Annotated in this window: 15 protein-coding genes and 1 pseudogene; 9 read left to right on the forward strand and 7 right to left on the reverse strand. The window is 69.8% G+C overall.

Features of this window, described 5'->3' with window-relative positions:
* The first annotated feature begins 203 nt into the window (after positions 1–203).
* Entirely contained in the window at positions 204–569 is a 366-nt protein-coding gene (locus ACWPQI_RS02340; RefSeq protein ID WP_010594968.1) for an HNH endonuclease, read from the forward strand.
* Positions 570–608: 39 nt separating this feature from the next.
* Here ACWPQI_RS02340 and ACWPQI_RS02345 read toward each other — a convergent pair whose 3' ends face one another.
* Entirely contained in the window at positions 609–1,172 is a 564-nt protein-coding gene (locus ACWPQI_RS02345; RefSeq protein ID WP_203011787.1) for a TetR/AcrR family transcriptional regulator, read from the reverse strand.
* Between the two features lie 116 nt (positions 1,173–1,288).
* Here ACWPQI_RS02345 and ACWPQI_RS02350 point away from each other — a divergent pair.
* The 3 genes and pseudogenes from ACWPQI_RS02350 (at position 1,289) to ACWPQI_RS02360 (ending at position 3,704) form a co-directional block, all read left to right on the forward strand.
* A pseudogene (locus tag ACWPQI_RS02350) lies at positions 1,289–2,530 on the forward strand (oxygenase MpaB family protein).
* A 126-nt stretch (positions 2,531–2,656) separates the two neighbouring features.
* A complete protein-coding gene (locus tag ACWPQI_RS02355; RefSeq protein ID WP_225223147.1) occupies positions 2,657–3,205 on the forward strand; it encodes a GNAT family N-acetyltransferase in 549 nt (182 codons plus the stop codon).
* A gap of 91 nt (positions 3,206–3,296) precedes the next feature.
* Positions 3,297–3,704, forward strand: coding sequence for a hypothetical protein (locus tag ACWPQI_RS02360; RefSeq protein ID WP_010594972.1), 408 nt, complete (start codon positions 3,297–3,299; stop codon positions 3,702–3,704).
* A gap of 13 nt (positions 3,705–3,717) precedes the next feature.
* On the opposite strand, the gene ACWPQI_RS02365 is transcribed toward ACWPQI_RS02360, so the two are convergent.
* Positions 3,718–4,398, reverse strand: coding sequence for an NUDIX hydrolase (locus ACWPQI_RS02365; RefSeq protein WP_010594973.1), 681 nt, complete (start codon positions 4,396–4,398; stop codon positions 3,718–3,720).
* Between the two features lie 67 nt (positions 4,399–4,465).
* On the opposite strand from ACWPQI_RS02365, the gene ACWPQI_RS02370 reads away from it, so the two are divergent.
* Together ACWPQI_RS02370 and ACWPQI_RS02375 are read left to right on the forward strand one after the other, a co-directional pair.
* Complete coding sequence (locus tag ACWPQI_RS02370; protein WP_029540077.1) at positions 4,466–5,464, forward strand: ADP-ribosylglycohydrolase family protein; 999 nt, start codon at positions 4,466–4,468, stop codon at positions 5,462–5,464.
* Entirely contained in the window at positions 5,461–5,970 is a 510-nt protein-coding gene (locus ACWPQI_RS02375; RefSeq protein WP_010594975.1) for an O-acetyl-ADP-ribose deacetylase, read from the forward strand. Before ACWPQI_RS02370 ends, ACWPQI_RS02375 begins: the two co-directional genes overlap by 4 nt.
* Before the next feature lie 84 nt (positions 5,971–6,054).
* Here the strand turns inward: ACWPQI_RS02375 and ACWPQI_RS02380 are convergent, their stop codons facing one another.
* The 3 genes from ACWPQI_RS02380 to ACWPQI_RS02390 form a co-directional block, all read right to left on the reverse strand.
* Positions 6,055–8,487, reverse strand: coding sequence for a glycoside hydrolase family 65 protein (locus ACWPQI_RS02380; protein ID WP_474738625.1), 2,433 nt, complete (start codon positions 8,485–8,487; stop codon positions 6,055–6,057).
* A 36-nt stretch (positions 8,488–8,523) separates the two neighbouring features.
* Positions 8,524–9,336, reverse strand: coding sequence for a trehalose-phosphatase (otsB, locus tag ACWPQI_RS02385; RefSeq protein ID WP_010594977.1), 813 nt, complete (start codon positions 9,334–9,336; stop codon positions 8,524–8,526).
* A 247-nt stretch (positions 9,337–9,583) separates the two neighbouring features.
* On the reverse strand, positions 9,584–10,018 hold the full coding sequence (locus ACWPQI_RS02390; protein ID WP_017681197.1) for a hypothetical protein: 435 nt from the start codon (positions 10,016–10,018) through the stop codon (positions 9,584–9,586).
* 129 nt (positions 10,019–10,147) lie between these two features.
* Between ACWPQI_RS02390 and ACWPQI_RS02395 the strand changes: the two genes are divergently transcribed.
* Genes ACWPQI_RS02395 through ACWPQI_RS02405 form a run of 3 tightly spaced genes read left to right on the forward strand, consistent with a single transcriptional unit; the run spans position 10,148 to position 11,537 of the window.
* On the forward strand, positions 10,148–10,477 hold the full coding sequence (locus ACWPQI_RS02395) for an ArsR/SmtB family transcription factor (RefSeq protein WP_010594979.1): 330 nt from the start codon (positions 10,148–10,150) through the stop codon (positions 10,475–10,477).
* Positions 10,477–11,196 (forward strand): cation diffusion facilitator family transporter, encoded by a 720-nt coding sequence (locus ACWPQI_RS02400; protein ID WP_010594980.1) that lies wholly within the window; start codon positions 10,477–10,479, stop codon positions 11,194–11,196. Before ACWPQI_RS02395 ends, ACWPQI_RS02400 begins: the two co-directional genes overlap by 1 nt.
* Positions 11,196–11,537, forward strand: a complete 342-nt coding sequence (locus ACWPQI_RS02405; RefSeq protein WP_010594981.1) for a DUF3703 domain-containing protein — start codon at positions 11,196–11,198, stop codon at positions 11,535–11,537. Before ACWPQI_RS02400 ends, ACWPQI_RS02405 begins: the two co-directional genes overlap by 1 nt.
* A gap of 42 nt (positions 11,538–11,579) precedes the next feature.
* Here ACWPQI_RS02405 and ACWPQI_RS02410 read toward each other — a convergent pair whose 3' ends face one another.
* Complete coding sequence (locus ACWPQI_RS02410) at positions 11,580–12,425, reverse strand: PhzF family phenazine biosynthesis protein (protein ID WP_010594982.1); 846 nt, start codon at positions 12,423–12,425, stop codon at positions 11,580–11,582.
* 215 nt (positions 12,426–12,640) lie between these two features.
* Entirely contained in the window at positions 12,641–13,981 is a 1,341-nt protein-coding gene (locus tag ACWPQI_RS02415; RefSeq protein WP_026137869.1) for an MFS transporter, read from the reverse strand.
* Between the last annotated feature and the right edge of the window lie 11 nt (positions 13,982–13,992).

The following is a 13,992-nucleotide window of genomic DNA, read 5'->3' on the forward strand; positions in this document are numbered from 1 at the left end:
CCCCGGAACCCCACCCGCGCAAGATGGTACGGTGCGGAGAACGCGAATGTCTGCCGGATGAAAGTGATCTCCGCCACGGGGTGTCCCGGCGCCACTTCTGCAAGCGCCTGTGATCCCTGAGCGAACGGGACGACAACGCTCGCCCTGCATCGTGGTCCGCGGGGGCACTGGCGCTCGGGGAGCGACTCGGTCACGATCGACAGGTGGACCGCGCCGCCAGACTCACGCTCGCCGTCGAACGACAGGACGATTGCTGCCTGTGGTGTGGCCGACGGTTCGGACCGTTGATTCCGCCGACCACCGAACATCTCGTGCCACGAGTCAAGGGCGGTCCCAGCATCGCGGCCAACGAGGCCGCCGCGTGCCGGCGGTGCAACGCCGACCGCGGTCACCGGGGTCCGGTCGAGTGGCTCGCCGAGTGCCGGAACCGGCGCGGCTGGGCCCCGCAGGCGAGCCTGCTCGCGACGCTCCTGAACGCGCTGGACCTCGAACTCGCCAGCGCGGGTGGGCATCGCCGCGCCCGGCGATACCTGGCCGGCCAGCTGCGACGCTGCCGGAGCAACTGCTGAGGCGTGCGGACAGATCGTCGGGAAGGATACGGGCGGCGCTCAGTCCAGAATCTCCTTGAGATAGGCGGTGATCATGGCCGTCAGCTGGTCCGCGACCACCTCCGGCTCGATCGGTGGCTGATCGAGCACGTAACCGACCGCGACGTTCTCGACGGTGCGGACGAGCATCCACGCGATGGCGTCGGGATGCTCGATCCGGCGCCGGCCGGGATTGAAGCGCAGCCACATGGCCAGCAGCGCGTCGATGCGGTGCTCGAACGCGACCAGCCGGCTGTCCGGCGTGCGGGGGAGTTGCTCGACGAGCACGCGCAGCAGCCGGGGGTTCTCGCCGAGTGCCTCGAGGAGTACGCGCATGTTGGTCCGCACCGATTCGGTCCAGGTGGGGGCGTCGAGCGCATCGGTGAACACGTGCGAAATGCGAGCCTGAACCTCCTCGGTCCACCGGTCGACGACTTCGGCCACGATGGCGTCCTTGCCGGGGAAGTACTGGTACAGCGAGCCGGGGCTGATACCGGCGGCGGCGGCGATCCGGTTGGTGGAGGCGCCCTCGTATCCGTGGGTGAACAGGACCTCCCGGCCGGCGGTCACGATGCGCTCGACCATCGCCTGGGAGCGGCGTTGCCGTGGCACCCGGCGCAGCCGGCTCTGCTCCGCCGGCCTCATCGGCGCCCCCCGGACGCGAATTGAACGCGAGTATTTGCTCGTGTCAGCATCGGCTCATGGTGGCACACGAGATTCGACAGGACGCGCAGGCGGCCCGTTACCCGCGCCGGTACGCGGGCATCCGGCCCAGGAACCAGCGCATCGGACGCCCACTGCGCGCCTACGCGCGGATCGGCGCCGTCGACGAGGAACTGCTCGATCGGATCGGCCGCCGGATGTTCGCCCGGGACGAGGTGGGCGCCGATCTGGTGCGCGCGATGCGCCGCCCCCGGACGGACGCCGAACGGGTGAGCATGGCGCAGTTCCATCGGGCGCTCGAGCACGGCATCGACGCGGTGCCGGAGGCCCCGGAGGCGCTGCGACGGTTCTTCGCCGTGGTCGACGACGTCCCGGAGTGGGTGGACTTCGACCTGCTGGAGAAGGGCGCCCGGGCCTTTCGCAGGATGGGCCGCAGCCGCATCGACGTGCTGCTCCAGTTGTCGCTCATCGGTGGCTATCGGTTCGGCGGGCCGCCGGATCTGCTCGTCGAGACCGGGGGCCTGACCGGCTCGACCGCAATGCGGCGCCTCGGCGAAACGCAGAAATGGGGAACCGCGGTCGGCGAGCCGGGCGGGATGCGCAGGAACGGTGAGGGATTCAAGCTCACCGTGCACGTGCGCGCGATGCATGCGCTGATCAACCACCAGTTCGAGACCAACGGCCGATGGGACGTCGAGCGCTGGGGTCTGCCGATCAACCAGACCGACCAGGCGGCAACTCTCGGGTTGTTCAACGGCACGCTGTTGCTCGGCATGCGGGCACTGGGGTACTTCGTCACCCGTGAGGAGTCCCGGGCGGTGATGCACCTGTAGAAGTACGTCGGATGGCTCATGGGAATCGACGAGGACTGGCTGTTCGACACCGAACGCGAGCAGCACGTGTTCAACTACCACGTGCTGCTGGTGCAGAACGACGTCACGCCCGCGGGTGCCGCGTTGTCCGGGGCCCTCGTGGAGGGCCAGCGGACCCTCGACCACGGCAGGTTCGGGGACGTGCGCGGCCGGTACGAGCGGCAGCGCCTGCTGAGTATGCTTCGGTACTTCCTCGGCACGCAGAGCCTGCGGGAGCTGGATCTGCCCGTCACCTCGGCCTGGGCCGTTCCTCCGGTGCTGGTCAAGAACGTCGTCGCCTCCACGGTGGTGGCCCGCACACGCACCGGCAGGCGGTTCCTCGAGCGGCCCGGCGACCGGGCCGCCCGGCGCGAACTCGCCTCGAAGTTCGGGGCGTCGAGGCCGGCCGTCGGCGCGCTGCCCGGCTGAGCGTCCGCCCCTCGGAAGCCGGAACGGTCGCGTCGTCGCGGTCGGCTAGGCTTGTTCCGGCAAGCCGGACCGCCGGTCCCTCCGCGGTTGCGGGCCGCGGTCGTCGAGAAAATTGGGTGAAAGACGTTGACGGACTCTGGGGAACTGAGTATCGGGCCGCTGGTGCGCCCGGCCGACGGCAGTGACGACACCGCCAAGGTGGTCGCCGACCTCGTCAATGCCGTCTATGCCGTTGCCGAGGACGGCATGTGGCCGGAGGGGGCCACCCGGACCTCGGCGACCGAGATCGCCGAACTTGCCGGTGCCGGTCAGCTCTTCGTCGCCTCGCTCGGCGACCGGATCGTGGGCTGCGTGAAGGTGGTGCAACTCGATGCCCGCACCGCCGAGTTCGGGATGCTCGCTGCCGACCCGGAGGTGCGGGGTGCAGGCATCGGCCGTGCCCTGGTGCGGTTCGCCGAATCCCACGCGGCGCGGCTCGGGAACGAGATCATGCAGCTCGAGATCATCCAGCCCAAAGACTTCGAGCACCCGTCGAAGGTGTTCCTGTCGCAGTGGTATCCGCGAATGGGATACGTGCCGGTGCGGACGGAGGACCCCGAGGTCATGTACCCCGAACTGGTTCCGCTGCTCGCCGTTCCGTGCGACGTCGTCGTGTACCACAAGCGGCTCGGCTGACCGGTTCCGAATCTTCCGTCTCCGCGTGGTGCCCGCTGCCGGCGGGCACCACGTGCTTCGATGGTCGGGACGAGTACCGCGAGGAGGCGAGATGACGAGCAACCGTATCGGCCGCCGTGCCCGGCGAGCGGGAGCGACGCTGCTGCTGGCGGCCGCCGCAGTCTTCGGCGCATCCGGCCCGGCGTCGGCGCAGGACCAGTGGCCCGAGATTCCGTCCTATCCGACACCGATGATGCCGTACGAGACCAAGGACTTCCTGACTCCTGCGGACCTGGACTACTGGAATCCGCTGGTGAACCGGAATCGGCTCACGTCACCGTTCGGCACCGGCACCCGGATCGTCTGCGTCGGCTTCCACGGCGTGACCACCGACTGTTGGCAGGCCGATCAGAACGGGCAGCCGCACAAGCTGATCCGGCTGCCGGCCAACCTGCCGAACGTCACCGGTTCGAGTCTGCCGGGCGGCGGGCCCGGGCACTTCGTCTATCCGATCCTGTGACCCCGCGGCCGCCTCAGCCGGTGAACAACACCGCCGCCTGAGCCGGCAACCGGGCGCCGTCCTTGCGGCGGAACAGTTCCGCCGGCCGGCCGGTACCCGGACTCGACATGCGCCCGGTGCTGTCGAGAGCGTCGACGACGTGGCGGCGGAACGAGTCCTTCTGCAGTGGAAGACCGAACACCACCTCGTACAGCCGCCGCAGCTCGAGGACGGTGAACTCGTCGCCGAGCAGCCCGTCCGGATCGACACGCTGTGCGTAGCGCGCCCGCAGATCCGCCACGGCCGCCGCCACCATCTCGGCATGATCGAAAGCCAGCGGCTGGTCGGCCTTTCCGTCACGCACCACCACGAGGAGGGCGCGGGGCGGGAGATCCTCGTGGGGGACCGCCGCGGCATGGGCGATCGAGATCACCCATCCGCGCGGATCCCGGTCGGGGGCGTCGAACGCGCCGATCTGGTGGAATCGGATGCCGGCGAGGTTCGTCTTGTCGCGCAGCACGCGCCGGGCGGCGTCGGCGAGCCGTTCGCGTTCGCGGAGGAACGTGCCGGGCAGGGCCAGGGGGCCGTGGCCGTGCTCGACGGCCAGCACCCGGAGTTCGCCGTCGCAGTAGGTCAGCACGGCGACGTCCACCGCCGCCGACGGGTGCGGATAGTCGCCCAGCGTCCGGCCGGTCTCGTCCCTCCACTCGTTCACTCTTGCAGCTTAGCTCGGACATGATCTAAGCTGATAGCGCAGATTTGATCGAAGGGTGGGACGAGCGATGGCATTGACGACACGACAGTGCGACCGAGCGGTGGGGGTGCTGGTGGCGACGGCGGCCGGGGACGCCCTCGGCGCCGGCTACGAATTCACTCACCCCGCGGCGGACGCTGAGATCGGCATGGTCGGCGGCGGCGTGTTCGGGTGGGAACCGGGGGAGTGGACCGACGACACCGCGATGACCGTCGCCGTCGCCGAGGTCGCGGCCACGGGCGTCGACCTCGGCAGCGCCGCCGGTCTCGACGCGTTGGCCGCGCAGTTCGTGCGCTGGTTCGACTCGGACCCGAAGGACATCGGCAACCAGACCCGCGCGGTGCTCTCGCATCGTCCCGCCGGCGGCGCCGCGATGCAGGCCCGCGCCCGCGCCCTTCCCGGCCGCAAGGGCGGCAACGGCGCTCTCATGCGCACCGCCCCCGTCGCATTGTCCTGTCTCGGCGCGGGCGGGACGGACGTCGCGCTCGTCGCCGCGGGGGAGGTGGCCCGGCTGACCCACGACGACCCCCGGGTGGTCCAGGCCTGCCGGCTGTGGACGTACGCGATCCGCCACGCCGTCCTGCACGGCACCTTCGACGGTGTCCGCGGATACCTGCAGGTCTGCCCCGCCGACGTCGCCGAGTACTGGGGCCCGTTGCTCGATCGGGCCGAGCGCGGCTCGCCCGACGACTTCGCGAACAACGGATGGACCGTCCACGCGCTGCAGACCGCGTGGTGGGCGATCAGCACGACCGACGATTCCGACGCCGGGCACCTGCAGCGTGCCCTCGAGGCCGCGGTCCGCGCCGGCGGTGACACCGACACGACCGCCGCCATCGCGGGCGGACTGCTCGGCGCTCGCTGGGGCGCCTCGGCGGTCCCGGATCGTTGGCGGCGCATCCTGCACGGCTGGCCCGGGTACACCGCGCACGACCTGACCCGCCTGGCCACGGCGGCCGCCCGCAAGGGATACGGTCGTCCCGTCGCCGTCCCCGCTCGTCCCACCACGTTCCAGGAGCAGTCGTGACCCTCATCGACGTCGTCCACGGCGACATCACCGCCCAGCGCGTCGACGCGATCGTCAACGCCGCCAAGTCCTCCCTCCTCGGCGGCGGCGGCGTCGACGGCGCCATCCACCACGCCGGCGGTCCGGAGATCCTCGCCGCCTGCAAGGCCCTGCGCGCGACGACCCTGCCCAACGGTCTGGACGTCGGTGCGGCGGTGGCCACCACTGCCGGAAAACTCCCGGCGCGCTGGGTGATCCACACCGTCGGACCGCTCTACTCGCCCCACGAGGACCGCTCGCACCTGCTGCGGTCGGCCTACACCCGCAGTCTCGCCGTCGCCGACACCCTCGGCGCCCGCACCGTCGCGTTCCCGCTCATCTCCGCCGGTGCCTACGGCTGGCCGAGGGAGGACGCGATCCGGCAGGCGGTCACCGCGCTGACCTCCGCCCGCACCGCCGTCGAGATCGTCACGCTCGTCGCGTACGACCGGAGCGTCGCCGAACTGATGCGCCGCTCGTTGCCGTAGGACGCCGGCGCCGGTGACCGAATGTCACATTCGGTCGGTTGGATCGACCGCATGTGACATTCGGCCACAACGGTTGGGCGGTGCTCAGGGCATCGACGGTTCCTGGGTGGGCAGGGTGAACACACAACTCTCCCCGGCGCCGAGTTCGCAGACCTGACCGTCGAGACCCACCCGGACGGGTCCGTGGAACCCCTCGGACTGGGCCAGCACGGTCAGTTCGCCACCCACGATGCGTACCCGTAGCGGGGTGCCCCGGAACCGGATCGAGAAGGACACGCCGTCGAGCCGGTCCACGAGGCGGGGCCGGAACAGCAGCACACCGTCGTAGACCCGGGCGCCGACGAAGCTGCTCTGCAGCAGGTCGAGCGTGCCGGACATGACGCCCATGTGGATGCCCTCCTTGGTGGTTCCACCTTGGATGTCGCTGACGTCGCTCTCGAGTGCCAGCATGAAGCGTTCCCACGAGCTGGGCGGATGGATGTCGGCGAGCACTCCGGCGAAGGTGACGTGGCTGAGCGTCGACCCGTGTGAGGTCCGCTGGTCGTAGTACTCGATGGTGCGCCGGGCCAGCTCCCGGTCGTACGGATAGCCCAGCCGCTCGAACGTCGTGTGCAGTTCGTCGTCGTCGAGCAGGAAGAACAACATCACCGTGTCGGCCTGCTTGGCCATCTTGAACCGGTTCGGATCCTCGCCCTCCGCCCGGAGGATGCGATCGAGCCGCTGGATGTTGGGATATGCGGCGCGGTAGTGCTCCCAGTCGAGTTCCTCGAGTTCGTCGTAACCCTCGAACTGGCTGACGACGCCCTCGTGGAAGGGCACGAACATCCGCCGGCTCATGTCGTCCCATGTGCGCAGCTCCTCGTCGGTGACCGCGAGCTGGGCGAGCAGGGCGCCGCGCCGGCTGGACGAGAGCGAGCCGAGCACCGCCGGAACCGTCGCCATGATCCAGGCCACCATGACATTGGTGTAGGCGTTGTTGCGCAAACCGGCCTCGGCCGCGCCGGGGTGGCGTTCATGGAACTCGTCCGGCCCCATCACACCGTGGATCTCGTAGCGTTCGCGCTCGGAGTTGTAGTGGGCCACCGACGCCCAGAACCGGGCGATCTCGAGCATGAGCTCGGCGCCGTAGTCGGCCAGGAACTCCGTGTCGTCGGTCGCCTGCAGGAAGCGCCACACGTTGTAGAAGATCGCCGCGTTGACGTGCCGCTGATTCCGGCTGAGGTCTGGATCCCACTGCCCGGAAAGGGGATTGAGATGGACTGCCTGGGTCTCCTCGGTGCCGTCGCTGCCGCTCTGCCAGGGGAACATCGCGCCGCGGTACCCGGCCTCCTCGGCCGCGGCCTGGGCTTCGGACAGCCGGCTGTACCGGTAGAGCAGCAGGCTCCGGGTCACCTCCGGCATCCGCAGGTTCAGGAAGGGCTGGATGTACATCTCGTCCCAGAACACGTGCCCCCGGTACGCCTCTCCGTTGAGTCCACGTGCCGGCACGCCGACGTCGTGCCGCGCCGTGTGCCGGGAACAGACCTGCAGCACGTGCGCGACATGGAGCCGCAGCAGGAGGTCGGCACGCGGTTCGCTGGGCAGCCGGACGTCGCAGATGTCCCACAGTTCGTCCCATGCCGCTTCGTGCTCGGCATACGCGGGGGCGAAGTCCGGGTACCGCAGCACGTGCCGGCCGGACGCGGCCAGCGCCTCGGTGATCGCATTGTCCCGGGAGGTGAACAGCGACACCATCTTCTCCACGCGCGTCGGCCGGCCCTGCTCGACGTCGAAGGAGAGCACCTGCTGGATGTAGTCCTCCATCTGGTACAGCGAGCGGTCGACCTCGAGCGGTCCGCCGTCGTAGCCCTCCCCGCGGAAGACCCGGGTACGGGCGGCCTCGGCGATGTAGATGTCGGACTGGCGGGTCTGCACGCGCAGCGCGATGGTCTCGTTGCCGAAGGTACGCGGGGATACCGGATCCAGATGGCGGCCCTCGAGCTGCCGGTAGCGGGCGACGATCTGGTTCGTGACGCGGCCGTCCAGTGCCGAGACCACCTCCACCGTCCCGGACCAGTTCTCCGGGACCAGCGTCCATTCGATCCCGGCCTGATGGCTCTGGGCCATGCTCACGAAGCGACGGCTCCGCAGGGTGGTCTCCCGCCCGAACCGGTCCCGGAATCGCACCTCGCGCTTCACCGTGGCGAGCCGGATGTCGTAGGTGTGCCGGTAGGACAGCACGTCGACGTCGTCGAGCCGTACGGCGTCCCCGCCTTCGATGCGAAGCTTGAGGACCAGCCAGTTCGAGACGTTGACCAGATCCTCGTTCAGCACCGGGCGGCCGCCCATGATGGTGGTCTCGCGGTTGTAGATCCCGTGCACGTACGTGCCGGGGTAGTGGATGGGACTCATGTCCTCCCACTCGGCGGTGCCGCGCGTGCAGAAGTAGCCGTTGCCGGTGGAGGTCAGCGCCTCTCGCAGTCCCTCCGACGCGCTGTCGAACCGGTCGTAGTCGAGTTCGAACTTCGGGTCCTGCACGACGTCCCCCTGGATGTCCCTGGGCGTGGCCCCCGATCACCGCGCCAGTGTGGTCAAGAAGCGCTCCACCTCGTCGACGGAGGCGAGTGCGAATTCGGCGGCCGTGGTCCGGCCCGCCATCTCCGGATCGTCCGGCCGGCCCACGAGGATGCCGATCCCCCGCCCGCGCAACGCCCGGAAGGCGTCCTCGTCGGTGATGTCGTCGCCCAGGTACACCGGTACCGTGTCGGCCGAGTCGAGACCGAGAACGTCCACGAGGTACAGCACGGCCCGGCCCTTGTCCCAGTCGATGGCGGGCGCGAGCTCGTACACCATCTTTCCCGGGGTGACCTTCAGTTCGCCGTGATGCTCGGTGAGCAGGGTCTGCACGACCGCCTCGATCCGATTCCGGTCCGCGGGGTCGACGAGCCGGTAGTGCACTGCGACCGACGCGCGTTTCGGCTCCACCAGCGCACCCGGGATCGTCCCGATCTCGGCGCGGAGCCGCTCGGTCACCGCGGCGACGAGGTCCGCGAACCGGGCCACGCGGTCGTCGGAGACGGAGCCGCGCTGCGGAGTCCAGATGTCGAAGCCGTGGCTGCCGGCCACCACGAGGTCGTCGACGCCCATCAGCTGCTGCACCACCGCCCGGTCCCGGCCGGTCACGACGCAGACCGGGCACCGTGCTGCGAGATCTCGGACGACGGTACGCATACCGTCCGAGATCACAGCGTCCTCGGGTCGCGACACGATCGGGGTGAGTACTCCGTCGTAGTCGAGGAACACCGCCGGCCGGCGTCCGTCCAGCAGCCGCGCCAGGTCCTCGTTCCCGAGCGCGGGGGGCAGGTCGCGAACCGAAGTGTCCGCCATTGTGGGATTACCTCCTGCGCCCTCGCGGCGCCTCGGTGGGACGAGGGCGACGCGACCGCAGACTCGCCGCGCGCACCGGCCGGTGAACAGTGGCTGTCACAGGCATCGGTACGCCCCCTCGTGTTCGGCTCCGTGACGCCGGCAGCGTCGACGGCGATGAGCTCCTCGATTCCTACTGTAGGGCCGTGCCGGAGGCAAGGCGGGCATACGACGTGACGGCCCCGTGGGGCGCGATCGTCCGCCGGGATCAGACGATGGCGCCGGCGAGCACGATCGCGAGCGCGATCAACAAGGCGACCTTGGCGATCTCGAGTGCCACGTACGCGTAGTGCGCGTTCGAGCGGGGCACGTCCTCGCCGGCGAGGACGCGGTTCGACCGGCGTGTCAACGGCGGCCGGACCACCGCCACCTGCACCGCCAGCACGGCCACGGTCACCAGCAGCAGCACCCAGCCCGTCGTGCCCGGCGAGAGGATCAGGCACGCGACGATCAGCGCGACGGCGAGAACGACCTCGACCGTGTTCAGGGCCCGGAACACCAGGCGCCCGATGCCGAGTCCGAGCGGGATGGTGATCCCCGGCGCCCGGAACTTCAAAGGCGCCTCCAGGAAGGAGATCGCGAGCACCATTCCGAGCCAGAGCATCGGCACGAACAGTTCGACGTAACGCGCGAGAGTGTCCATCACCCGTCCTCGGCTGCGGTCGGCATGTGGCCGCCGAGTCTAGCGGCGGCGCGCCGGCCGGTACTGCCTCGCGGACGGCGATTCGATACATCATTTCCTGAATACAGGATTCGATGTACATTCGAGGTCGTGGAGACGGTGGAGCATCACGACGCGCTGTCCCGGTTCGGTCATGCCCTCTCGGATCCGACCCGGACACGGATTCTGCTGACCCTGCGGCGTGGCCCGGGTTATCCCTCGGAACTGGCCGAGGCGATCGGCGTCAGCCGGCAGATCCTCTCGAACCACCTGGCGTGCCTGCGTGGGTGCGGTCTCGTCGTCGCGGTGCCCGAAGGCCGGCGCAATCGTTACGAACTCGCCGATCGCCGGATCGGGCACGCACTCGACGACCTGCTCGACCTGGTCCTGACGGTGGACCCCTCGTGTTGTCCCGCCGCCGCGGCCGAGGACTGCTGCTGATGTCCGCGCGGCCACACGCCCCCGCGCCGTCGGCGCCGCGCAGGGCCGTGCTCACGAAACGGATCCGGCTGCTGGTGACCGCGACGATCGCGTACAACATCGTCGAAGCGAGCGTCGCATTGACCGAGGGCGCGCGGGCGTCGTCGACGGCGCTGATCGGGTTCGGGCTCGATTCGCTGATCGAGGTGTCCTCCGCCGCCGCGGTGGCCTGGCAGTTCGCCGGCCGAGATCCGGAAGCCCGCGAGAAGGCCACGCTGCGGATCATCGCGTTCTCGTTCTTCGGGCTCGCCCTGTATGTCGGCGTCGACTCGATCCGATCGCTGCTCGGGATCGGCGAAGCCCGGCACTCGCCGGTCGGGATCGCGCTGGCCGCGGCGAGCCTGGTGATCATGCCCGTGTTGTCCTGGGCTCAGCGGCGTACCGGGCGCGAACTCGGATCCGCCTCCGCCGTGGCCGATTCGAAGCAGACGCTGCTGTGCACGTACCTCTCGGCCGTGCTGCTGATCGGGCTGGTACTCAACAGCGCATTCGGTCTGTCGTGGGCCGATCCGGTCGCGGCACTCGTCATTGCGGTCTTCGCGGTGCGGGAAGGACTCGAAGCCTGGAGGGGCCGAACCTGCTGTCCAGTACCCGCAGTGGTGACCGATGACGCGCCGGAATGCTGCTGCGGATCCGAATGCGATTGTTGCCGAACCCCTCCTGAACCGAAGGATCGATGATGCCTCGTATCGGTGCCACTGCCCGAGCCCTCTACCGACAGGAGATGACGGCGTCGAGAACCGCCGTCGACCCGCAACAGCGGTGGCGCCATCTCGAACGCGCACACATCCTCTCGCAGCCGGACCCGTGGCTGCACACCTGCAACCACGCCGCGATGCTCGCCCTGGCCCTGCGCTGCCGTGACCGCCGCGAGGCTTTCGGGCAGGTCGTGCGGATCCTCGTGGCTGCCCCCGGTTCGATGACCGGCCGGTATCCCGAAGGCAACATCGGACGGGTCGCCGCCGGACTGACCACGCCGATGCCGGTCCCCGACGATCTGGCCCGAGCGCTGTCGGCGTAGTCGCACGGAGACGACGGGAGACCCCGTCCCGAGACCGGTGCCCTACAGGTGCACGGCGCCCCGGATGCACGTCGTGCTGCGTCCTCCGATCCACACCTCGTCGCCGGACGAATGCACGGTCACGATGCCGCGGCGGCCGACGCGAGTGCCCTGACTCGCCCGGTAGTCGGCCGGCGCGAGGCCGGCACCGATCAGCCACTGGGCCAGGCCGGCGTTGAGGCTGCCCGTCACCGGGTCTTCCCTGACGCCCACGGGCGCCGCGAAGGCGCGCACCTCGAACTGCAGCGGCGATCCCGGCGGGTAGGGACCGACGACGCCGAGGATGAGATCGCGCATGTGCTGGTCGTCGGGTTCGAGGTCGAGCACCTCCTGCGCGGACCCGAGCAGGACCGCGGCCCAGCCGGGTCCGTTGTCGACCCAGTTGTGCGCCACGATTCGCGCACGGTCGATCCCGAGCCCCCGCGCGATCCGGGCCAGGTGCTCGTCGTCGAGGTCGCCGCGACGGACCGGTTCGGGAGCCCGGAATGCCAGGGACTCGTCGCCGCGGCGCAGTGCGACGAGTCCGGCTCCGCACTCTTGGACGAGCAGACCCGGGCTGTTCGGCACCCCGCCGGCCTCGAGCCACGCCTGCGCCGAGCCGAGGGTGGGGTGACCGGCGAACGGGATCTCCGCGGCCGGAGTGAAGATGCGGAGCCGGTAGTCGGCCCCGGCGGTCGTCGGGGGAAGGACGAACGTGGTCTCGGACAGGTTCGTCCACGCCGCGAACTGCGCCATCGCCTCGTCCGGGAGGCCGGCGCCGTCGAGAACCACCGCGACGGGGTTTCCCCGATACGGTTCGGCGGCGAACACGTCTACCTGCGCAAACTCCCGGGACCGTGGCTGCACCATTTCGTCTCCTTCGTCGTTGCCGTCCCATTGTGGTCGCGGAGCCGGCGGTACGCACCCGAATATCCGGCCGCTCGAGGCGGCGTTCGAGCCGTTCCCCACGGCGGTGGAGACCTCGGCGCGGGCGTATCCGGAGCACCGGCCGGTGCGGCGCTGACCGGAGTCGGAAACCCCGAGGGCGCGCAGGGATTTCCCTGCGCGCCCTCGGGGTTCGCGTATCAGTGCTCGTAGGTGCTCAGATCGCGGTCCTTGCTCTCCTTCGCCAGGAGGATGAACACCGCGCTCAGGACTGCCAGACCGATCATGAACGCCGCGACCAGTCCGGTGCCGCCGCCGGCGGCCGCCTGCAGCGACGCGAGGATCACCGGCGTGAAGCCCGCGCCGAGCAGTGTCGCGCCCTGGTAGCCGAGCGAGGCGCCGGTGTACCGGGCCGCGGTGCCGAACTGCTCGGCGATGTAAGCGGCCATCGGACCGTACGTCGCGGACTGGCAGACGCCGAAGCCGAGCACGAACCCGAGCGTCACCAGCGCGACGTTGCCGGACGAGAGCAGCGCCAGGATCGGCACGATCAGCACGACGAACGCGCCGAGGCCGAAGAGCATCACCGGGCGCCGGCCCACGCGGTCGGAGAGGCGGGCGAATCCGAGCAGGGTGAAGATCGCGACGAACTGGCAGACGGCGAACGCCATCAGCGCCTGCGATCGGGTCACCCCGGAGTGGGATGCGTACCCGATGGCGAAGGTGGTGAACATGGTCTGGATCCCGAAGCTGGCCATGCAGCCCAGGGCGACGAGCAGCAGATTTCGCGGCCGGCGCAGGATGCTCAGGATCGGCGGGGTGGGCCGGTCCACGGCGGCGGCATCGACCTCGACCTGCTTGGCCATCGCCTCCCGGAACAGCGGGCTCTCGGAAACCCGGGCCCGGACGAACAGGCCGACGGCCAGCATCACCGCGGACAGCAGGAACGGGATGCGCCAGCCCCACGACAGGAAGTCGTCCTCGGGCAGCAGCGCCACCAGTGCCAGGGCGAGGGTGCCGAGCAGCGAACCGGTGGGTGCGCCGGCGTTGGTGAACGCCGCGGCGAAGCCGCGTCCCCGCCCGCCGACGTGCTCGAGGGACATGAGTGCCGCCCCGCCCCACTCGCCGCCGACGGCGATGCCCTGGCACACGCGCAGCAGCACGAGAATGATCGCGGCCCAGGATCCGATCGCCGACGCCGGTGGGACGAGGCCGATGAGGAACGAGGCCACGCCCATGACCGTCATCGAGATCAGCAGCATCGACTTGCGGCCGTACCGGTCGCCGAAGTGCCCGAAGACGATGCCCCCGAAGGGGCGGGCGAGGTAGCCCGCGGCGAACGTGCCCATCGACGCGATGGTCCCGGCGAGCGGGGACAGGTCCGAGAAGAACACGGGGGCGAAGACGATCGCTGCCGCGGTCGCGTAGAGCAGAAAGTCGTAGAACTCGATCGTGCTGCCCAGGTAGCTCGACAGCACGACGCGTCGAACTTCCTTCTTCCTCTGGGCCGCAGTGATGTCCGCGGATGCGGTGACAGTCATGGGGGCTCCTG

The sequence above is a fragment of the Rhodococcus sp. LMD genome (assembly GCF_056108245.1).

Excerpts from the sequence above, each read along its gene's own strand:
- ACWPQI_RS02405 (WP_010594981.1), top strand. The coding sequence starts at position 11,196 with ATGCCTCGTATCGGTGCCACTGCCCGAGCCCTCTACCGACAGGAGATG.
- ACWPQI_RS02360 (WP_010594972.1), top strand. The coding sequence starts at position 3,297 with ATGACGAGCAACCGTATCGGCCGCCGTGCCCGGCGAGCGGGAGCGACG.
- ACWPQI_RS02345 (WP_203011787.1), bottom strand. The coding sequence starts at position 1,172 with ATGGTCGAGCGCATCGTGACCGCCGGCCGGGAGGTCCTGTTCACCCAC.
- otsB (WP_010594977.1), bottom strand. The coding sequence starts at position 9,336 with ATGGCGGACACTTCGGTTCGCGACCTGCCCCCCGCGCTCGGGAACGAG.
- ACWPQI_RS02415 (WP_026137869.1), bottom strand. The coding sequence starts at position 13,981 with ATGACTGTCACCGCATCCGCGGACATCACTGCGGCCCAGAGGAAGAAG.
- ACWPQI_RS02400 (WP_010594980.1), top strand. The coding sequence starts at position 10,477 with ATGTCCGCGCGGCCACACGCCCCCGCGCCGTCGGCGCCGCGCAGGGCC.
- ACWPQI_RS02390 (WP_017681197.1), bottom strand. The coding sequence starts at position 10,018 with ATGGACACTCTCGCGCGTTACGTCGAACTGTTCGTGCCGATGCTCTGG.
- ACWPQI_RS02410 (WP_010594982.1), bottom strand. The coding sequence starts at position 12,425 with ATGGTGCAGCCACGGTCCCGGGAGTTTGCGCAGGTAGACGTGTTCGCC.
- ACWPQI_RS02370 (WP_029540077.1), top strand. The coding sequence starts at position 4,466 with ATGGCATTGACGACACGACAGTGCGACCGAGCGGTGGGGGTGCTGGTG.